General features: G+C 70.8%; 20 protein-coding genes and 1 tRNA gene. 13 read left to right on the plus strand and 8 right to left on the minus strand.

All coding sequences use genetic code 11. From position 1 onward, the window contains the following. From IC63_RS18365 to ligD, 4 genes are all read left to right on the plus strand, one after another. The coding region (locus tag IC63_RS18365; protein ID WP_052041841.1) for a hypothetical protein at positions 1-630 on the plus strand (630 nt) is incomplete at its 5' end. Then, positions 630-992: a cell division protein ZapA gene (locus IC63_RS03265; RefSeq protein ID WP_036716910.1), complete on the plus strand. Its 363-nt coding sequence runs from the start codon at positions 630-632 to the stop codon at positions 990-992. The genes IC63_RS18365 and IC63_RS03265, both read left to right, overlap by 1 nt. Positions 993-1,054: 62 nt before the next feature. Further along, complete coding sequence (gene ku / locus IC63_RS03270) at positions 1,055-1,969, plus strand: non-homologous end joining protein Ku (protein ID WP_036716911.1); 915 nt, start codon at positions 1,055-1,057, stop codon at positions 1,967-1,969. Next, a complete protein-coding gene (gene ligD, locus IC63_RS03275) occupies positions 1,970-4,393 on the plus strand; it encodes a DNA ligase D (RefSeq protein ID WP_036716912.1) in 2,424 nt (807 codons plus the stop codon). It abuts the gene before it with no gap. A 75-nt stretch (positions 4,394-4,468) separates the two neighbouring features. Here ligD and dtd read toward each other — a convergent pair whose 3' ends face one another. The 4 genes from dtd to IC63_RS03295 form a co-directional block, all read right to left on the minus strand. Continuing rightward, positions 4,469-4,918: a D-aminoacyl-tRNA deacylase gene (gene dtd, locus IC63_RS03280; protein ID WP_036716913.1), complete on the minus strand. Its 450-nt coding sequence runs from the start codon at positions 4,916-4,918 to the stop codon at positions 4,469-4,471. Beyond that, complete coding sequence (locus IC63_RS03285; protein WP_036716914.1) at positions 4,915-5,328, minus strand: DUF6691 family protein; 414 nt, start codon at positions 5,326-5,328, stop codon at positions 4,915-4,917. The genes dtd and IC63_RS03285 overlap by 4 nt, the downstream gene beginning before the upstream one ends. Then, on the minus strand, positions 5,325-5,753 hold the full coding sequence (locus tag IC63_RS03290) for a YeeE/YedE family protein (RefSeq protein ID WP_036716915.1): 429 nt from the start codon (positions 5,751-5,753) through the stop codon (positions 5,325-5,327). The genes IC63_RS03285 and IC63_RS03290 overlap by 4 nt, the downstream gene beginning before the upstream one ends. An 80-nt stretch (positions 5,754-5,833) precedes the next feature. Then, positions 5,834-6,061, minus strand: coding sequence for a hypothetical protein (locus IC63_RS03295; RefSeq protein ID WP_198026234.1), 228 nt, complete (start codon positions 6,059-6,061; stop codon positions 5,834-5,836). A gap of 118 nt (positions 6,062-6,179) precedes the next feature. On the opposite strand from IC63_RS03295, the gene IC63_RS03300 reads away from it, so the two are divergent. Continuing rightward, a complete protein-coding gene (locus IC63_RS03300; RefSeq protein ID WP_036716916.1) occupies positions 6,180-6,428 on the plus strand; it encodes a DUF2312 domain-containing protein in 249 nt (82 codons plus the stop codon). A gap of 253 nt (positions 6,429-6,681) precedes the next feature. On the opposite strand, the gene IC63_RS03305 is transcribed toward IC63_RS03300, so the two are convergent. After that, complete coding sequence (locus IC63_RS03305; RefSeq protein ID WP_036716917.1) at positions 6,682-7,554, minus strand: hypothetical protein; 873 nt, start codon at positions 7,552-7,554, stop codon at positions 6,682-6,684. Positions 7,555-7,765: 211 nt separating this feature from the next. Between IC63_RS03305 and IC63_RS03310 the strand changes: the two genes are divergently transcribed. Continuing rightward, positions 7,766-9,415 carry an ABC transporter permease gene (locus IC63_RS03310; protein ID WP_052041850.1) on the plus strand — a complete coding sequence of 550 codons (1,650 nt, stop codon included), beginning with the start codon at positions 7,766-7,768 and terminating at the stop codon, positions 9,413-9,415. Between the two features lie 47 nt (positions 9,416-9,462). Beyond that, positions 9,463-9,537, plus strand: a tRNA-Thr gene (locus tag IC63_RS03315). Between the two features lie 106 nt (positions 9,538-9,643). On the opposite strand, the gene IC63_RS03320 is transcribed toward IC63_RS03315, so the two are convergent. Further along, positions 9,644-10,201 carry a glutathione peroxidase gene (locus tag IC63_RS03320; protein WP_036716919.1) on the minus strand — a complete coding sequence of 186 codons (558 nt, stop codon included), beginning with the start codon at positions 10,199-10,201 and terminating at the stop codon, positions 9,644-9,646. Further along, a complete protein-coding gene (mnmA, locus tag IC63_RS03325) occupies positions 10,198-11,364 on the minus strand; it encodes a tRNA 2-thiouridine(34) synthase MnmA (RefSeq protein ID WP_052041842.1) in 1,167 nt (388 codons plus the stop codon). Before mnmA ends, IC63_RS03320 begins: the two co-directional genes overlap by 4 nt. Positions 11,365-11,533: 169 nt before the next feature. On the opposite strand from mnmA, the gene sciP reads away from it, so the two are divergent. From sciP to IC63_RS19165, 3 genes are all read left to right on the plus strand, one after another. Next, a complete protein-coding gene (gene sciP, locus IC63_RS03330; RefSeq protein ID WP_036716920.1) occupies positions 11,534-11,806 on the plus strand; it encodes a CtrA inhibitor SciP in 273 nt (90 codons plus the stop codon). 96 nt (positions 11,807-11,902) lie between these two features. Beyond that, positions 11,903-12,616: a response regulator transcription factor CtrA gene (gene ctrA / locus IC63_RS03335; RefSeq protein WP_036716921.1), complete on the plus strand. Its 714-nt coding sequence runs from the start codon at positions 11,903-11,905 to the stop codon at positions 12,614-12,616. Between the two features lie 300 nt (positions 12,617-12,916). Continuing rightward, a complete protein-coding gene (locus IC63_RS19165; RefSeq protein WP_332257719.1) occupies positions 12,917-13,696 on the plus strand; it encodes a hypothetical protein in 780 nt (259 codons plus the stop codon). A gap of 947 nt (positions 13,697-14,643) precedes the next feature. Here IC63_RS19165 and IC63_RS03345 read toward each other — a convergent pair. Further along, positions 14,644-14,844, minus strand: a complete 201-nt coding sequence (locus tag IC63_RS03345; RefSeq protein ID WP_036716922.1) for a SlyX family protein — start codon at positions 14,842-14,844, stop codon at positions 14,644-14,646. Positions 14,845-14,890: 46 nt separating this feature from the next. Here IC63_RS03345 and hisS point away from each other — a divergent pair, with 46 nt between their 5' ends. From hisS to hisG, 3 genes are read left to right on the plus strand one after another with little or no spacing between them, the layout of a single operon-like run. Then, on the plus strand, positions 14,891-16,372 hold the full coding sequence (gene hisS / locus IC63_RS03350) for a histidine--tRNA ligase (RefSeq protein WP_036716923.1): 1,482 nt from the start codon (positions 14,891-14,893) through the stop codon (positions 16,370-16,372). Beyond that, positions 16,369-17,442: an ATP phosphoribosyltransferase regulatory subunit gene (locus tag IC63_RS03355; protein ID WP_036716924.1), complete on the plus strand. Its 1,074-nt coding sequence runs from the start codon at positions 16,369-16,371 to the stop codon at positions 17,440-17,442. The genes hisS and IC63_RS03355 overlap by 4 nt, the downstream gene beginning before the upstream one ends. Then, entirely contained in the window at positions 17,436-18,113 is a 678-nt protein-coding gene (hisG, locus tag IC63_RS03360) for an ATP phosphoribosyltransferase (RefSeq protein WP_036716925.1), read from the plus strand. The genes IC63_RS03355 and hisG overlap by 7 nt, the downstream gene beginning before the upstream one ends. The last annotated feature ends 54 nt before the right edge of the window (positions 18,114-18,167 follow it).

Consider the following 18,167-nt stretch of genomic DNA (forward strand, 5'->3'; position numbering starts at 1 on the left):
CCCCCGACGCCCGCACCGCCCCCGGAGGCCAGCGGCGACGTCTCGCTCGAGATCGCCGCGCTGCACGACCGCCAGGCCGCGACGCTGGAAGCGATGCAGATGCGGCTAGCCGAGGCGCATGAGCGGCTGGCCAGCGCCGGCGAACAGGCCGCCCGTCTCGCCGCCGCCAACGACGATCTCGCCCGCGCCAACCGGGCGCTGATCGAGGCCGCCGACAGCGGCACCGGGGCCGACCAGGCGACGCTGCAGGCGCTCGAGGCCGAGGTGGAATCGCTGCGCGCCGCCCGCGCCGCCGAGATCGCGCAGATGAGCGAGATCCTCGACGCGCTGGACCGGATGCTGGGGGTGACCACCACCCCGCGCAGCCATTCGACCGCCGGACGTTCCGCCCGCGCCCGCAAGCCCGCTGCCGCGCCTGCCGCAGCACCGGAACCGGCCCCCGAGCCGCGCCCCGACCTGACCGTCATCCGCGACGAGGACCCGCTACCCGAGGACGAGCCGGACGAGGCCCTGCTGTCGACCCCCGACACCCTGCCCGAAGACACCCCCGCCAGCGGTGCGCCGCTGTTCGGCGGCGTCTATGACGACGACGCGGACACCGGTTCCGACGACGAGGAGGAGCGCCGCTGATGCCGACCGTCGATTTCACCATCGGCCACAAGGACTACACCCTGTCCTGCCAGGAGGGCGAGGAGCGGCTGCTGAAACGCGCCGCCGGCCTGCTGGACGCCGAGGCCCGCGCCATCCTTGACCAGGCCGGGCGGATGCCCGAGCCGCGCCTGCTGCTGCTGGCCGGGCTGATGCTCGCCGACCGCACCTCGGCGCTGGAAGACCGGGCCGGGTCGGCGGAACGCGAACTCGCCCGGCTCAAGGCCAATCCGCAAAAGGTCGAGGTGCCGGTGATCCCCGCCGGCATCGGCGAAGCGCTGGCCGAACTCGCCGCCCGCGCCGAGGCGCTGGCCGACAAGGCCGAGGAATCGCTCGACATCTGACCCCCGCCTTGAAACCCGCGGCCGGCAGCCGGCGTTGACCCGTCGCTGCAGGGGGGACGGGCATGGCATCGCGCGCAATCTGGAAGGGACAGCTGAGACTGTCGCTGGTCTCGATCCCGATCGAGATCCACACCGCCACCAAGTCCGGCCGCCGCGTCAGCTTTCGCCAGATCCACGGCCCCACCGGCAAGCCGGTGAACTACGAAAAGACCGTCCCGGGCGTGGGCAAGGTCTCGTCCGACGACATCCTCAAGGGCTATGCGCTGGGCGACAACGAATACCTGCTGATCCAGCCCGACGAGATCGACGCGATCAAGCTGGAAACGAAAAAGACCTTTGAGCTGGTGCAATTCGTCGGCACCAACGAGATTTCCCCGCTGTATTACGACCAGCCCTATTACATCGTGCCGTCGGACGACCTGGCCGAGGATGCCTATCGGGTGGTCCGCGATGCGCTGCGCAAGTCGCAAAAGACCGGCATCGGCCAGCTGACGCTGCACGGGCGCGAACATCTGTGCGCGGTGCGACCCTGCGGCGACGGACTGCTGATGGAAACGCTGTTCTACGCCGACGAGATCAAGGACGCCGACCCGCTCTTCAACACCATCGAAGACGACGAGGCCGATCCCGACCTGCTGGCTGTGGCGACCGCGCTGATCGAGAAGAAGACCGCGCCGTTCGATGCGGCGGCATTCACGGACAATTACGACAAGTCGCTGCGCCAGCTGATCGAGGACAAGCGCAAGGGCCGCGCGCCGCGGGTGACGGCGGGGGGCGAGCGGCCCTCGGCCGACAACGTGGTCGACCTGATGCAGGCGCTGAAGGACAGCCTGAAGGCCTCGGGCGGCAGCGCGGCCGACAAGTCCGCCGCCCAGCCCGCGGCCAAGCCCCGGGCCAGCAAGGCGGAAGCCGCCGATGCCCCCGCCGAGGCCCCGGCCAAGGCCCCCGCCAAGCGGACCGCGCGCAAGGCCGGCTGAGTGTCGCGGCTCGCCACCTATCACGCCAAGCGCGACCGCGCCGCGACGCCCGAGCCGTTCGACGCCGGCGCCCCGTCCGCCGGGGCGCTGCGCTATTCGATGCAGAACCACGACGCGACCCGCCTGCACTGGGATCTGCGGCTGGAATGGGACGGCGTGCTGCTCAGCTGGGCGGTGACCCGCGGCCCCTCGCTCGACCCCGCCGACAAGCGGCTGGCGGTTCGGACCGAGGATCATCCGCTGCCCTATCTGACCTTCGAGGGCGTGATCCCCAAGGGCCAGTACGGCGCGGGGACGGTGATGCTGTGGGATCTCGGCCACTGGCGGCCGCTGGATGACGTGGAGTACGGCCTCGGCAAGGGGCATCTGCGGTTTCAGCTGTATGGGCGCCGGCTGACCGGGCTGTGGGACCTGGTCCGGATCAAGGGTAAGCCCTCCGACCGGGCCGAGAACTGGCTGATGGTCAAGGCCGAGGACGCCGCCGCCCATCAGCCCGACCCGGTCGCCCGCTATACGACCAGCATCGGGACCGGCCGCGATTTCGCAGCCATCGCCGCGGACGCGGCCCCTGTGCCGCCCGGTCCCGCCTATCCGCTGGCGCTGCCGAAACCGGCCGAGCCGATGCTGGCCAAGCTGGTGTCGGACCCGCCCGAGGGCGACGACTGGCTGCACGAGCTGAAGATCGACGGTTATCGCGGCATGGTCCATCTGGGCAGGGGCGGCCCGGTCATCCGCACCCGCAACGGGCTGGACTGGACCGACCGCTTTGCGCCGCTGGTGCCGGCGCTGGCCGACCTGCCCGCCCGCTCCGCCCTGATCGACGGAGAGATCGTCGCCGGCGCCGGCGCGCAAGGGTTTTCGGCGCTGCAGCAGGCGATCACCGATGGCGGCCCGTTCGGCTATGTCGCCTTCGACCTGCTGGAACTGGACGGCCGGAACCTGCGTGCCCGGCCCCTGACCGAGCGGCGGGCGGCGCTGGAGGAACTGCTCGCAGATGTGCCACCGCTGGGGCTGATCCAGTTGTCCGTCGCGCTGCCGGGGGACGGGGCCACCGCGCTGGCGGCGATCTGCGCGGCGGGAGGCGAGGGGATCGTCAGCAAGCGCGCCGGCTCGACCTATCGCGCCGGTCGCGGGGACAGCTGGCGCAAGATCAAGTGCGACCGCCGCACCGCCTTCGCGATCATCGGCTGGACGAAGTCCGACAGCCCCGGCCGGCCCTTCGCCTCGCTGCTGCTGGCCAGCCCCGAGGGCGAGGGCTGGCGCTATCGCGGGCGCGTGGGCACCGGGTTTTCCACCGCGACGCAGGCGGACCTTGCCGCCCGCATGGCGCCGCTGGTGCGCAAGACGGCTGCGGCCAAGGTGTCTCGCGCCGACTCGCGGGGGGTGACGTGGATCGAGCCCGCCCTGATGGCGGAAATCCGGTATGCCGAGGAAACCTCGGACGGTATCCTGCGCCATGCGAGCTTTCAGGGACTGCGCGAGGACAAGATGCCGCCGACCGCTCCGCCCGCCCCTACCCCGGTCGTCCGCGTGGATCGCGCCGGCAAGGGCGACAGCCGCAAGATCGCGGGGGTCACGATCACCAATGCGGACCGGGTGGTGTTCCCGGATTGCGGCGTCACCAAGGGCGATCTCGCGGCCTATTACGAGGCGATCGCGCCGCTGATGCTGCCGCATTGCGCCGACCGACCGCTGTCGCTGGTCCGGCTGCCCGAGGGGCTGGGGGGCCAGCAGTTCTTCCAGAAACACGCGGGCAGGGGGTTTCCCGTGCAGATGAAGACGACCCCGGTCGCCGGCGAGGAAGAGCCCGCGATCTACGTCAACGCCGCCAGCGGGCTGGTGGCCGGGGCGCAGATGGGCGTCGTCGAATACCACATCCGCGGCACGCGGCGCGACCGCACCGACCGGCCGGACCGGCTGGTCTTCGACCTCGACCCCGACGAGGGGCTGGGCTTTGCCGAGGTGCGCGCCGCCGCCGAGGACCTCCGCGACCGTCTGGCGGCGCTGGGGATGCCGACCTGGCCGATGGTCACCGGCGGCAAGGGGATCCACGTCGTGGCCGACCTCAAGCGCACCGCCAGCTGGGACACCGTCAAGCTGTTCGCCCGCACCTTCGCGCATCTGCTGGCCAGCGAGCAGCCGGACCGCTACGTCGCCGTCATGTCCAAGGCGAAACGCGAGGGCAAGATCTTCATCGACTGGCTGAGGAATGAGCCGCAAGCCACGGCGATCTCTCCGTTTTCCGTCCGCGCCCGGCCCGGGGCCAAGGTCGCGATGCCGCTGTCGTGGCAGGCGCTGGCGAAGGAAACCTCGGCCAACGCCTACGACACAAGCAACGCCCTGACCGCTGCCCCGAAGATCGCCCCTGAACGCGCCCCGCCGGTGTCGCTGGAGCGCGTCATCCGCGCCCTGACCGGCGCCTGAAGGGCTTCGGGCGGTTGCAAATATCCTCGGGGGTGAGCCGCCCGGCCACGGGCGGCGAGGGGCAGACAGCCCCCTTCAGCTGCGGTCCGCGCTGTCCATCCAGATCGTCACCGGCCCGTCATTGACCAGCGCCACCCGCATGTCGGCGCCGAATTCGCCCGTCTCGACCGGCAAGCCAAGATCGCGCAGCGCCTGGGCGAAATGCAGATACAGCCGCTCGCCCTCGCCCGGGGGCGCGGCGGTGGAAAAGCCGGGGCGGTTGCCGGTGCGGGTGTCTGCGGCCAAGGTGAACTGGCTGACCACCAGCACCGCGCCGCCGATGTCCAGCACCGACAGGTTCATCTTGTCGGCCGCGTCGCGGAAGATGCGCAGCTTGGTCACCCTGGCGACCAGCTTTTCGGCCGCCGCGGCGTCGTCGCCCTGCATCGCGCAGACCAGCACCAGCAGCCCCGGCCCGATGCGGCCGGTGCTGCGGCCGGCGACCGTGACCTCGGCCTCGGCCACGCGCTGGACCAGCGCCCTCACCGGACCAGCCTGACGGCGGCCATGCCGGCCAGCATCGCGGCAAGGAAGATCAGGAACGGCCAGGGCGCGATCAGCGCCGAAGCCGCGGCGGGGCCCGGGCAATAGCCGGCGATCCCCCAGCCCAGCCCGAACATCGCCGAGCCGAGGAACAGCCGGCTGTCGATGCGCGTCTCGGGCCGGCCGGGCAGGGGCTCGCCGGTGGCCGCGCGGGTGAAGCGCCCCGCCACCCGCCAGCCGACCGCCATGACCGCCACTGCGCCGCCCATGACGAAGGCGAGCGTCGGATCCCACGCCCCGAAGACGTCCAGGAACCCGCGCACCTTGGCCGGATCGGTCATCCCCGACAGCAGCAGCGCGGCGCCGAACAGCGCACCGACCAGCAGGGGAAGGACGAGTCGCAGCCCGCTCATGGCGCGAGCCCCAGCAGCCGCGCCACCAGCACGCCCACCACGCCAAAGCCCATATAGGTCGCCGTGGCCGCGATCCCCCGTGGCGCGAGCCGCGAGACGCCGCCGACCCCGTGCCCCGAGGTGCAGCCATTGGCCAGCCGCGAGCCGAACCCGACCAGCAGCCCGGCCACGACCAGGGCCGGCCAGCCGACCACCGGCGCGCTGCCATGCCCGGCGCCAAGCGCCACCAGCAACGCGGGCATGCCGACCAGCCCGAGAACGAACAACGCCCGTTCCAGCCACGGCGTCCCCCGCGCGCCGGGGTCGATGACGCCGGCGATCAGCCCGCTCGCGCCCATGATGCGGCCCATGCCCAGCAGGAACACGGCGGCGGCGAGGCCGATCAGCGCGCCTCCGATCAGGCCCAGGATCCAGTCAGTCGGCACGCGCGGTCCTCTCGAATGGCGGAAAGATGGGCCGAAGATATATTCGATTAACCGTATGTCAACGGCCCGCGCGCAAACGATCAGCGGCCCAGCATGATCCCCAGCACGACCGCCATCAGCCCCAGCATCGACGCGGCCAGCGCCCCCATGTTGATCGCGACGACCCGCTGCATGGTGTCGCGCATCGCGCCGTCATCCAGCGCCGAGCGCTTGGCGCGGGCCACCGCGACGATGCACCAGACGATCCCGGCCAGCCCCACGGCGGTCAGCACCGCGCCGCCCCAGATCAGCAGATCCCACACCGTCATCGCCCGTCCTCGTCCTGCCCGCGCCCGCCTGTGGATAGCGGCCTAGCGGCGATTGCGCCGCCCGGCAAGACGGCCTATTGCGGCCGCTCACGCATCAAGCACGCCCCGGGGGACATCCATGAGCGACGATCAGGCCTATGGCATCGCAGCCGGAGAGCTGCGCCAGTTCATCGAGCAGTTCGAGCAGCTCGACGCCGAAAAGAAGGACATCGCCGAGCGCCAGAAGGAGTTGATGGCCGAGGCCAAGGCCCGCGGCTATGACACCAAGGTGATGCGCAAGGTGATCGCGCTGCGCAAGCGCGACAAGGACGACGTCGCCGAGGAAGAGGCGATCCTCGAGATGTACAAGGCCGCGCTGGGGATGTGAGCCCCGGCGGGGGGCCCGGACGCAGGCCGCGAAACCGGTTGTTGGCGCGGCTGATGAGCCGGATGCGACGTGCCCGAGCGTGCGACGCGGATCGAGAGGCGGCGGTCGACGCCTACACGCTGCGGAGGTGATCCGCCCTCGCCTACGCTGGCGACGCTTGTCGCCCCCGCGTGATCGGCCCCGGCCGCTGCAACTATCCGTGAAACGCCAACATCCGCTCGCGCCCCGCGCCGACGCGCGCTCCGCGCAAAACTCAGGGCGCCAGGAACTCCACCCCCGGCAGCGCGGCGATCATCGCCACGTCTTCCTCGTAGGCGTCGGTCATCTCGTCGACCAGGTCCTGGGTCCAGCCGGGCAGGGGCACGGTTTCCGAAATCGCCTCGGGCCGGGCGTGGCGGCCCAGCACGGCGGCAAAGATCGACCGCCGGGCCTCGGTGGTCAGCCGGCCGGCATTGGTCAGCGCGTCGCGCAGTTCGGTCATGCCCTCGGGCGCCAGAAGATCGCCCAAGACCGCCAGCCCGGATTTCAGCGGCACGTCGGTCGGCATGGTGGCGATGCGGCGCACCGCCTCGGGCCAGATCAGCGGCGTGTCCTCGTAACACCAGACGATCACCCGGCGGCCCTGCATCGCCTCGACGATGCGCAGCATCGCCGGCCCCCAGCGCAACGATCGCGGGTCGATTCCGGCCATCACCCTGTCGTAGGGCTCGTTGATGCGCGAGATCAGGTGCGGCACCTGCAGGGCCGGGTTCTGGATCGCCAGCGAGACCTCGACCTCGGCCGAGGGGAACAGCCCGGCCACCGATCGCATCCTCGGGCCGGAGAAGGGAAACAGCCCCCCCGGACCGATGCAGCGCGGCGGCGTCCCGATCAGCGAGGCCTGGCTGATGACCATCCGGCGCACGTTGTCCGATTCCATCAGCGCGTCGTAGATCACCTCTTCCATCTCGGGCGGCGCGTCCCCGCCCTTGAGCGAGCTCAGCGATTCGTCCAGCACGCCCTTGTAGCGGCCCGGCGGCACCACCTCGACGCCATTGCCCAGCAGCCAGTCGCGGTTTTCCATCAGGGTGCGGATCATCCGCTCGGGCTCGGTGCCGTGAGTGCCGAAATGGATGGCGACCTGCATCGGTCTTCCCTTCGCTGATGACCGCCCGGGATCGCGCCGGGCGGGCGCCAAGGGGTGGCAGAATGACGAGGCGGGTCCGGTGGAACCACGCCCGGCAACTTAGCGGCGCCGCGTGGACAGTCAAACCGCTTTGCGCTAGCCCGGACGCGCACCCCGCAGGGACTTGCCGATGTCCGACGCCCAGACTGCCCCCGCCGCGCCGCGCCGCGCGATGCAGGACCTGCGCCACGGCGCGGGCCTTGCCTGGTCGGCCGGGGCGCTGGTCATCGCCGCGCTGGTGCTGGCGCCGGTGATTGCGGTCGCGGTCATGGCGCTGAACCCGACCGACAACATCTGGCCGCATCTGATCTCGACCACGCTGCCGCGCTATTTCTCGAACACGGTGATGCTGGCGGCGGGGACCGGGGCTCTGGCGGCGGCGACCGGGGCGGGGGCGGCCTGGCTGGTCACCATGTTCCAGTTCCCCGGCCGCCGGGCGTTGGAGTGGCTGCTGCTGCTGCCGCTGGCGGTGCCGGCCTATATCGGCGCCTATGCGATGGCCGATTTCCTGGACTATTCCGGCCCGGTGCAGACCTGGCTGCGGGCGGTGATGGGGTGGGAATCGGCCCGCGACTACTGGTTCCCGGACATCCGGTCGCTCGAGGCGGCGGTGACGGTGCTGGCGGCGTCGCTGTATCCCTATGTCTATCTGCTGGCGCGGGCGGCGTGGCTGGAACAGTCCGCCTCGGCCTACGAGGCCGCGCGCGCGCTGGGCACCGGCGGCTGGGGCCTGTTCCGCCGCGTCGGCCTGCCGCTGGCACGCCCGGCCATCGTCGCGGGCGCGGCCATCGCGATGATGGAGGCGGTGGCCGATTACGGCGTCGTCAGCTATTTCGGCGTCCAGACCCTGAACACCGGCATCTTCACGACCTGGCTCGAGGGCCAGAACGCCGGCGGCGCCGCCCAGATCGCGCTGGTCATCCTGGCCCTCGTCGCGGCGCTGATGCTGATGGAGCGGGCCGGCCGGCGCAGCGCCCGCTATCATCAAAGCGCCCGCCACCCCCGGCCCGTCACCCGCACCCGCCTGCGCGGCTGGCAAGGGTGGCTTGCGACGCTGGCCTGCGTGCTGCCCTTCGCGGTGGGGTTCGTGTTGCCGGTGGCGGTCATCGGGCAATATGCGCTGGCCTATCCGCAGGGCTGGTTCGGGCCGGGCCTGGGCCGCGCGCTGATCCACACCCTGACGCTGGGCGGAGGCGCCGCCGTCGTCACCGTGCTGGCGGCGATGTTCATGGTCTATGGCGTGCGCCTGACCGGGCTGCGCCTGCCGCGGCTGATGCTGCCGGTGACCACCATCGGCTATGCCGCGCCGGGGGCGGTGCTGGCCGTGGGGATCCTCTTCCCGCTGGCGGCGCTGGATCATCGCCTCGCAGACCTGGTGCTGCGGGTGACCGGCCACGACCCCGGCCTGGTCCTGACCGGCACCGGCTTTGCCATCGTCGTGGCCTATGTCGTGCGCTTCTTTGCCCTGGGGCAGGGGGCGCTGGATGCGGCCTTCACGCGCGTGCCGCCCTCGCTGCCGATGGCCGCGCAGTCGCTGGGCCGCGACGCGGGCGGGGTGCTGCGCGACCTGTATGTGCCGCTGATGAAGGGATCGGTCGCCTCGGCGCTGCTGCTGGTCTTCGTCGACTGCTCGAAGGAGCTGCCCGCGACCCTGCTTCTGCGCCCGTTCAACTATGAAACCCTGGCCACCCGCGTCCACGAGAAGGCCAGTCTTGAGGACCTGGGCAACGCCGCCCCCGCCGCGCTGCTGGTCATGGGGGTCGGGCTGGTAGCCGTTGCGCTGCTGGCGCGCACCAACCTGGGCCGCCCGGGCCGCGGCTAGCAGCGCGCTTGCGCGGGGGCTGTGGCGCGCGTATCTGAAGGCGCAGCGCCGGCTTAGCTCAGTGGTAGAGCGTCTGATTTGTAATCAGGGGGTCGGGGGTTCAAATCCCTCAGCCGGCACCATGCGATCCGAAAGTTGTGCAGCGGCGCCGGATCGGGGCGCTGCCCCGGACCCCGGGATATTTGGGACCGCCCGATCCAGAAGAGCCGCGCGGCCACGGCGAAGGTGTCAGGCCGCGGGGGCCGGCTGAGCCAGCGCCGTGTCGATCGCGGCGGTCAGGCGGGGGTCGTCGGCGGCGACGTCGGGGGCGAAGCGGGCGATCACCCTGCCGTCCCGGCCGATCAGGAATTTCTCGAAATTCCACTGCACCTCGGGGGCCGGGTTGACGGCAATGCCGTACCCCGCCAGCCGCTCGCGCCAGGGGCCGTCGCCCTCGGCTGTGGGAATGGCGCTGGTCAGGGCAGCGTAAAGCGGGTGCTTGCCCTCGCCCGCCACGCTGGTCTTGGCGGCCAAAGGAAAACTGACGTCATAGGTCGTGCGGCAGAAGTCGAGGATCTCGGCGTCGCTGCCCGGCTCTTGCTGCTTGAAGTCGTTGGCCGGCACGCCCAGCACCACCAGGCCGGCATCCTTGCGGGCGCGGTACAGCGCCTCGATGCCCTCATACTGCCCGGTCAGGCCGCATTTCGAAGCGACGTTGACCAGCAGCACGACCTTGCCGCGCCAGTCGGCCAGCGCCGCGGCCCGGCCGTCATTCATGGTCAGTTCGATATCGGCGAGATCGGTCATCGGCGAGACTCCGTCATGGTGATCCAGCCGCCGCCCAGCACCCGGGTCGAGCCGGCCTCGTAAAAGACGCAGGCCTGGCCGGGGCTGACGCCCTCTTCGGCCGCGGCCAGTTCGACCGTCGCCGTGGTCGGGCCGGTCGGGCGCAGGATCGCAGGGGCGGGGGGCCGTGTCGAGCGGATTCGCACCGTGATATCGCGTTCCCCGGCAGAGGCGAAGTCGCCGCCGCCAAGCCAGTTGACCTCGGCCACCGGGACCGTCCGCGTCGCCAGCGCCTCGCGCGGGCCGACAACCACGTGGCGCGAATCGGGGTCCAGCCGCACGACATGCAGCGGATCGCCCAGGCCTCCGATGCCCAGCCCGCGGCGCTGGCCAATCGTGTAGTGGATCACCCCGCGATGCCGGCCCAAGACGTTGCCTGCCAGATCGACGATGTCGCCGGGTTCCGCCGCGCCCGGCCGCAGCTTTTCGATTACCGCGGCATAGTTGCCCTCGGGGACGAAGCAGATGTCCTGACTGTCGGGCTTGTCGGCCACGACCAGCCCGTATTCGGCCGCGAGCGCCCGGGTCTCGGCCTTGCTGGCCAGACCGCCGAGCGGAAAGCGCAGGAAGTCCAGCTGCTCCTGGGTGGTCGAGAACAGGAAATAGCTCTGGTCGCGGGCCGGATCGGCCGCCATGTGCAGCTCGGCCCCCGCCGGGCCGTCGAGCCGGCGGATATAGTGCCCGGTCGCCATGCAGTCGGCGTCCAGCTCGCGCGCGGTCTGCAGCAGGTCGCGGAACTTGACCCGCTCGTTGCAGCGGATGCAGGGCACCGGGGTCGCGCCGGCCAGATAGGCGTCGGCGAATTCCTCGATCACCGATTCGCGGAAGCGGTTCTCGTAATCGAGGACATAATGCGGGATCCCGATGCGCTCGGCCACGCGGCGGGCGTCATGGATGTCCTGCCCGGCGCAGCAGGCGCCCTTCTTCTTCAGCGCCGCGCCGTGATCGTAGAGCTGCAGCGTGACGCCGACCACGTCATAGCCCTCGGCCTTCAGCATCGCCGCGACGACCGAGCTGTCCACGCCGCCCGACATGGCAACGACCACGCGGGTTTCGGCTGCGGTGCGGGCGAAGCCCAGCGAATTGAGGGTTGGCGCCGCGGGGCGCGGATCATGCAGGGTCACGGGCGAGGGTCCAGAAACGAGACGCGCGGGGCGGTGGATCCGCCGGGCGCAGTGTCTGACGATATATCAAAAATGCTACGGTTTTCAACCGGCCCCCAGATTGGCGGTTCACCGCACCTTAAGGCCGCTGTGGCAGAACAGCCTGGCAAGACGCGACGAGGAATGCCCCATGTTTGTCCGCAAGACCCCCGGCCCCCGCACGGTCACGCTGCCCGACGGCAGCATCCTGACGATGGCCGACCTGCCCTCGGGCCAGGAAAGATGGGTCGCGCGGCGCAAGGCGGTGGTGGTCCGGGCGATCGAACATGGGCTGCTCAGCCGCGACGATGCGATCGAACGCTATGCCCTGACCGAAGAGGAACTGGTGGGCTGGATCGTCGCGGTGTCGCAGCACGGGACAGACGCGCTGAAGGTCAAGGCGATCCAGAAATTCCGCGCATAGATCAACCCAAGGTGGTTTTTGTCCTTGCGAGGTAACCGGAAATTAACCATTTGGCTGCATAGGTCGGGGGAGAAGGCGGAACGCAAGGGGACCAAGATGCGGATTTTGCTGGTTGAGGACGACGCGACGACGGCGCGCAGTATCGAACTGATGCTGAGCCACGCGAACTTCAATGTCTACCTCACCGACATGGGGGAAGAGGGAGTCGATCTCGCAAAGCTCTATGACTACGACCTGATCCTGCTGGATCTGGATCTGCCGGACATGAACGGGATGGAGGTTCTGCGCCAGATCCGCCTGTCGCGCATCGACACGCCGATCCTGATCCTGACCGGGTCGGACGATACCGAGGTCAAGCTGCGCGGCTTCGGCTTCGGCGCCGACGACTACATGACCAAGCCGTTCCACCGCGAGGAACTGATCGCCCGCATCCAGGCCATCATCCGCCGTTCCAAGGGCCACAGCCAGGCGGTGATCCGCACCGGCCGCATGGTGGTCAACATCGACGCCCGCTCGGTCGAGGTCGATGGCAAGGCGGTGAACCTCACCGGCAAGGAATACCAGATCCTGGAGCTGCTGAGCCTGCGCAAGGGCACCACGCTGACCAAGGAAATGTTCCTGAACCACCTGTATGGCGGCATGGACGAACCCGAACTCAAGATCATCGACGTGTTCATCTGCAAGCTGCGCAAGAAGCTCTCCGAGGCGCTGGCGGGCGACAATCACATCGAGACCGTCTGGGGCCGCGGCTATGTGCTGCGCGACCCGCAGGAATCGTTGCAGGCCGAACGGCTGGCCATCGGCGCCTGAGCGGCACGTCGGCCGTCACCCCGCCACGGGTCGCCGGGGGCAGCCGTCGTTTGCCGGTGCGGGGGGCGGGCGTCGGGTCGCGGCGCGGCAGACGCGACCGGGGCTGCGCCAGGATCGTGTCGGGGCGCTGACAAGCCGGGCGCGAGTGGCTGCGCCCGGCGTCGCAGGAACGGCGGGTCGCGTCACGACGGGTCTGCGCTGAAATCGCGTCGCTTGCCGGGGATCACGCGTGAAGCCCCTGGCTCTGGTCTGCGGGTGGCCGATGCCTTATCTGCAGGCGGACAGCCACAGGAGGTCGGCGTGCAGTTTTACGAATACACCGTGATCCCGGCGCCCGCGCGCGGCGAGAAGGTCCGCGGCGCCCGCACCGGGGCCGAGCGCTTCAGCTATGCGCTGCTGACCGAGATGAACCGGATGGCGGCGAATGGCTGGGAATATGTCCGCGCCGAGACGCTGCCCTGCGAGGAACGCAGCGGCCTGACCAGCCGGACCACCGTCTATCACAACGTGCTGGTGTTCCGCCGCGCGATCACCCCGGCCCCAGCCCAGCACAGGCCTTTTACGGCATCTCACGACGCGCCGCCGGCTGCGAGGCCCGCGTCGGCCGCCGCCGCGCCGCGACCGAGCGGTGCTGCGGGAGTCCCGACCGCCGGAGCGAACGCAAATGCGACGGAGGCTGCACGCGGCGCGCCGGTGGCCGCTGTTGTCCCCGCTTCGCCGGGACCGACGGCAGGAGCAGGTGCCGCTGCGGAAGGGACGAACCACGCCGGCGTGGCGTCCCCGGCCGGGGGGCAGGGTGCACAACCGTTGCGCGCCTCGTCTGCGCCGTCCGAGCCCATGGCGCCGCCCGCCGAGGATTGGCCCGACGGCGCCGAGGATGACGCGGCCCACGCCGCGGCGCAGCAGGCCGCTCGGGTCGACGATTACGACGAGCCGGGCTTCGATCCCCAATCCGCCGGCGCGACCGCCCCCCCCGCCTTCACCCGCCGCCCGCCACTGTCCGCCGCGCGTGACGACGAGCCGCGCGGCGTCTTCTCGGGCGCAATGCCAGGCAGCCGGCTGGGTCCCGCCGAACGGTGACGCGACGCCGTTGAGACAATGCCGGGGTGCTGGCGGTGGCACGGGGAGCGTCGTTTTGCAGGCGCCGGTGGTGTTCCCGGTCCCTCGGGGGCGACGGGGCGCGGCCGAAAGGCTTCCCCGGTGCGGCGGTGCTGTGCATGCCGGCGCTGGCGGCGGGCTGAGGGTGGGGCGCCACCTCGTCCCGGGCGCCGCTCCCCCTTCTGCGCCACTTGGCTGCAAAGCGGGCTGGAGTTCCTCACACACGCGTCCCCGCCGGCGGCCGACCACGCAGATCCGGGCGGCGACCGGAAGGCGTCCTCGGCGCCTCGGCGCCGCTCGTGCGGGCGCTGGCGGCTGGACCGGGGTTGGACACCGCTGCATCCCTCGCGCTCGTCCGACTGCACCCCACCCGCTCACCCCACTCCGCGCCCGCGACCCGCGAGGCAGAGATTCCGTCATGAGGCGCGCGCCGAACGATCAGCGCAGTCGCCCGGCGTCCCGCGCTGCGGCGAGAGCGGGCGCACGGTCCTGCGGCGCGGGTCACGCGAGGTCTGGCGGGCACGACGCAGGCAGGTCCTGCCATGCCCCCCGATCCACCCTGCGCTCCTCGACCCGATCGGGCAGGAATTGCTGTCGTCAGCAACCACCCGGCGGTTACACCGGCCGATCGGGTCCCGCCGCGGCAAGAACCGTGCCCACGGCATTGCCGCGACCTGCGTGCCGGCGCGCTGGCGTTTGAACGCGGGCGGATAACCCCTCGCTGACGTATCTCTGCCCCCTCACGCGTGCGCGCCGGAGGTATCCGGACGTTAGTGCCCACTGGGCGGTCAAGGCGCTTAGCTCCCCGCCCCCAGCGGGGCTGCGCGCCGTGTCAGATCATCCCATCCACGGCAGCCCGCCATGGTCCGGTGGACCGCGATGGTGGGGCCCGACCGGGAAACCGCCGTAACCCCCGCCAAGCCCCCCGCTCACCAATGCGGCGGCCGCTGGTCGGCCAGCGGGATCTCTCCGTCCGCCGCCTCGCGGGTGGCCTCGCGCTCCATCAGCAGGCCCACGTGGCGGCCCAGCCGCCGGATCTCGGCGTCCTGCCGCGCGACCACGTCGGACAGGTCGTCCATCATGCGCTGCAAATGCGCCATGCGTTCTTCCAGCGCCTGCAACTTGTCCATCCCCGTCCCTTCCGCTAAGCGATCCCGGCATTTCACGGATAGACCGATGGCCAAGGACTTGAAACCCCGCCGCCCCAGGGCCGAGACGCCCAAGGGCTTCCGCGACTATTTCGGCGCTGAGGTGACCGCGCGCCAGACGATGCTGGACCGCATCGCCCAAGTCTATCATCGCCACGGCTTCGACGCGCTGGAAACCTCGGGTGTCGAGACGGTCGAGGCGCTGGGCAGGTTCCTGCCCGACGTCGACCGGCCCAATGCCGGCGTCTTCGCCTGGCAGGAGGAAGCGGTGCCCGGCGGCGGCTCGGGCGACTGGCTGGCGCTGCGCTATGACCTGACCGCGCCCCTGGCGCGGGTGGCGGCGCAGTATCGCAACGATTTGCCTTCGCCCTACCGGCGCTACGCGATGGGGCCGGTCTGGCGCAACGAAAAGCCGGGGCCGGGGCGGTTTCGCCAGTTCTATCAATGCGATGCGGACACGGTCGGCGCGGCTTCGGTTGCCGCGGATGCCGAGATCATCGCCATGCTGGCCGATGCGCTCGAGGCCGCCGGGATCGAGCGTGGCGACTACCTGGTGCGCGTCAACAACCGCAAGGTGCTGAACGGCGTGCTCGAGGCCGCGCGGGTGGCCGAGGCTCAGGCCGCCGACGTGCTGCGCCAGGTCGACAAGTTCGACAAGTTCGGCGAGGCCGGCGTGCGCCAGCTGCTGACCACGGGCCGCACCGACGACAGCGGCGCGGTGATCGCGGGCGTGGGGCTCGCCGACGACCAGGTGGGGCCGGTGCTGGCCTTCCTGACCTCGAAAGGGGCGGACAACGCCGCCACCCTGGCCAATCTGGGCGCGGCCGTGGGGGGCTCGAGCCTTGGTGCCGAGGGGATCGACGAACTGTCCCAGATCGCCGGGATGCTGGCCGCGATGGGCTATGGCCCCGACCGCGTGGTCGTCGACCCGTCGGTCGTGCGCGGCCTCGGCTATTACACAGGCCCGGTCTTCGAGGCCGAGCTGACCTTTGAAATCCTTGATGAAAAGGGCCGCAAGCGCCAGTTCGGCAGCGTCGCTGGGGGCGGGCGCTATGACGACCTGGTGGAACGCTTCACCGGACAGAAGGTGCCGGCCACGGGCGTGTCGATCGGCGTCGACCGCCTGCTGGCCGCGCTGCGCGAAAAGGGAGTGGCCGGGGCCGAGGCGCAGGGCCCGGTGGTCGTCACCGTCATGGACCGCGACCGCATGGCCGATTACCACGCGATGGCGGCCGAGCTGCGCGCCGCCGGCATCCGCGCCGAGGTCTATCTCGGCAACCCGAAGAACTTCGGCAACCAGTTGAAATATGCCGACAAGCGCGGCGCTCCGGTGGCGATCATCCAGGGCGCGGACGAGGCGGCGCGGGGCGTCCTGCAGGTCAAGGACCTCGTCCTCGGTGCCCGCATCGCCACCCAGGCGTCGGTCGAGGAATGGAAATCGCAGCCCGCGCAGGTCGAATGCCCGCGCGAGGCCCTGGTCGAGACGGTCACGGAAATCCTGTCGCGATGATCCCCCGGACGGCACAGCATGCGCACGGGCGCCGCATCCTCGACGCCTTCCTCGCCGCAGGCGCGGTCGAGGTCGCGCCCGACATCCTGCTGCCGGCCGAGACGCTGCTGGACCTGTATGGCGAGGACATCCGCGCCCGCGCCTATGTGACCACCGATCCGGTCCGCGGCGAGGTGATGCTGCGCCCCGATTTCACCGTCCCGGTGGTGCAGATGCATATGGCGGGCGGCGCCGAGCCCGCGCGCTACTGCTATCTGGGCGAGGTCTTTCGCAAGCAGGATCAGGGCGATACCCGCCCCGATCACCCGCGCGACAACGAATACCTGCAGGCGGGGTTCGAGCTGTTCAGCCGCGATCCCGACGCCGATGCCGAGCTGTTCGCGCTGTTCCACGGCATCCTCGCCCCGCTGAACCTGGACGCCACGATGGGCGACATGGACCTGCTGCTGGACGCGGTGGCGGGGCTGCCGCTGTCGGACGCGCGCCGCGCTGCGCTGGCCCATCACATCTGGCGGCCGGCGCGGTTCGAGCGGATGCTCGACCGGTTTTCCCACCCCGCCGCGCCACGCCAGTTTGCCGTCAACGGCGCCCCGTGGACCGGGCAGCGCTCGCGCGACGAGATGCACGCCCGCATCGCCCGGCTTCAGGCCGACGCGCACGAGCCGGTGCTGCCCACGATCTGGCGCGAGCGCCTGCACCGGCTGTTTTCCATCGCCGGTCCGGCGCCGGGGGCACTGGACGAGCTGAGTGTGCTGGCCGAGCACATGCCCGCGATCGCCGAGGCGGTGGACCGGCTGGCGGCGCGCATCGCCGCCATCGCCGCCCGCGGCATCGACCCTGCCCGGGTCCGCTTCGACGCCAGCCACGGGCGGCGGACGATGGAGTATTACGACGGGATGACGTTCTCCTTCATCTCCGCCGCGAACCCCGACTGGCCGCCGGTCGCCTCGGGCGGGCGCTATGACGCGCTGACCGCGGTGCTGGGGCAGGGCGCGGGTGGGGGGCAAGGTCGCGCGATCCCCGCCGTCGGCGGGATCATCCGCCCGGGACTGGTGGCGGCGCTATGCTGAAGCTCGGGGTGCCTTCCAAGGGCCGGCTGATGGACCAGACCTTCGCCTGGTTCGCCGCGCATGGCGTGACGCTGGCCCGCAGCGGGTCGGACCGCGAATATGCCGGCACCGTCGCGGGCGCCGAGGGCGTCCAGCTGGTGCTGCTGTCGGCTGCGGAAATCCCGCGCGAGCTGGCCGCGGGGCGCATCCAGCTGGGCGTGACCGGGTCCGACCTGGTGCGCGAAAAGCTCGCCGGCTGGCGCTCGGACGTGGTCGAGATCGCGCCGATGGGCTTCGGCCACGCCGACCTCGTGCTGGCCGTGCCCGCCTGCTGGCGCGACTGCGAGACGCTGGACGACTTTGCCGTCATCGCCCGCGATTTTCGCGCCGCGCACGGGATGCGGCTGCGCATCGCCACGAAATACCACCGGCTGGTCCGCGCCTTCCTGTCCGCCCATGAGGTCGCCGACTATCAGCTGGTCGACAGCCAGGGCGCGACCGAGGGCACCGTCGCCAATCTGACCGCCGAGGCGATCGCCGACATCACCTCGTCGGGCGAGACGCTGCGCGCCAACCATCTGAAGATCCTGCCCGATGCGCTGATCCACGCCAGCCAGGCGACCCTGTTCGCCGCACGGGCGGTTGCCGACCAGCCCGATCTGCGCGGCTTTCTGACCCGGCTCGGGGTCTGACACGACCCGGGCCAGGCGGCCGACCCCGCGCCTGTCGCTGCGCTTTCCGACAGC

Source organism: Paracoccus sphaerophysae (genome assembly GCF_000763805.1).
Classification (GTDB): Bacteria; Pseudomonadota; Alphaproteobacteria; order Rhodobacterales; family Rhodobacteraceae; genus Paracoccus; species Paracoccus sphaerophysae.

What these genes read in the sequence shown, in the direction of transcription:
- IC63_RS03265 (WP_036716910.1), top strand. Translation starts at nt 630, where the DNA reads ATGCCGACCGTCGATTTCACCATCGGCCACAAGGACTACACCCTGTCC.
- ku (WP_036716911.1), top strand. Translation starts at nt 1,055, where the DNA reads ATGGCATCGCGCGCAATCTGGAAGGGACAGCTGAGACTGTCGCTGGTC.
- IC63_RS03285 (WP_036716914.1), bottom strand. Translation starts at nt 5,328, where the DNA reads ATGAGCGGGCTGCGACTCGTCCTTCCCCTGCTGGTCGGTGCGCTGTTC.
- IC63_RS03295 (WP_198026234.1), bottom strand. Translation starts at nt 6,061, where the DNA reads ATGACGGTGTGGGATCTGCTGATCTGGGGCGGCGCGGTGCTGACCGCC.
- IC63_RS03300 (WP_036716916.1), top strand. Translation starts at nt 6,180, where the DNA reads ATGAGCGACGATCAGGCCTATGGCATCGCAGCCGGAGAGCTGCGCCAG.
- IC63_RS03305 (WP_036716917.1), bottom strand. Translation starts at nt 7,554, where the DNA reads ATGCAGGTCGCCATCCATTTCGGCACTCACGGCACCGAGCCCGAGCGG.
- IC63_RS03310 (WP_052041850.1), top strand. Translation starts at nt 7,766, where the DNA reads ATGCAGGACCTGCGCCACGGCGCGGGCCTTGCCTGGTCGGCCGGGGCG.
- IC63_RS03320 (WP_036716919.1), bottom strand. Translation starts at nt 10,201, where the DNA reads ATGACCGATCTCGCCGATATCGAACTGACCATGAATGACGGCCGGGCC.
- sciP (WP_036716920.1), top strand. Translation starts at nt 11,534, where the DNA reads ATGTTTGTCCGCAAGACCCCCGGCCCCCGCACGGTCACGCTGCCCGAC.
- ctrA (WP_036716921.1), top strand. Translation starts at nt 11,903, where the DNA reads ATGCGGATTTTGCTGGTTGAGGACGACGCGACGACGGCGCGCAGTATC.
- IC63_RS03345 (WP_036716922.1), bottom strand. Translation starts at nt 14,844, where the DNA reads ATGGACAAGTTGCAGGCGCTGGAAGAACGCATGGCGCATTTGCAGCGC.
- hisS (WP_036716923.1), top strand. Translation starts at nt 14,891, where the DNA reads ATGGCCAAGGACTTGAAACCCCGCCGCCCCAGGGCCGAGACGCCCAAG.
- IC63_RS03355 (WP_036716924.1), top strand. Translation starts at nt 16,369, where the DNA reads ATGATCCCCCGGACGGCACAGCATGCGCACGGGCGCCGCATCCTCGAC.
- hisG (WP_036716925.1), top strand. Translation starts at nt 17,436, where the DNA reads ATGCTGAAGCTCGGGGTGCCTTCCAAGGGCCGGCTGATGGACCAGACC.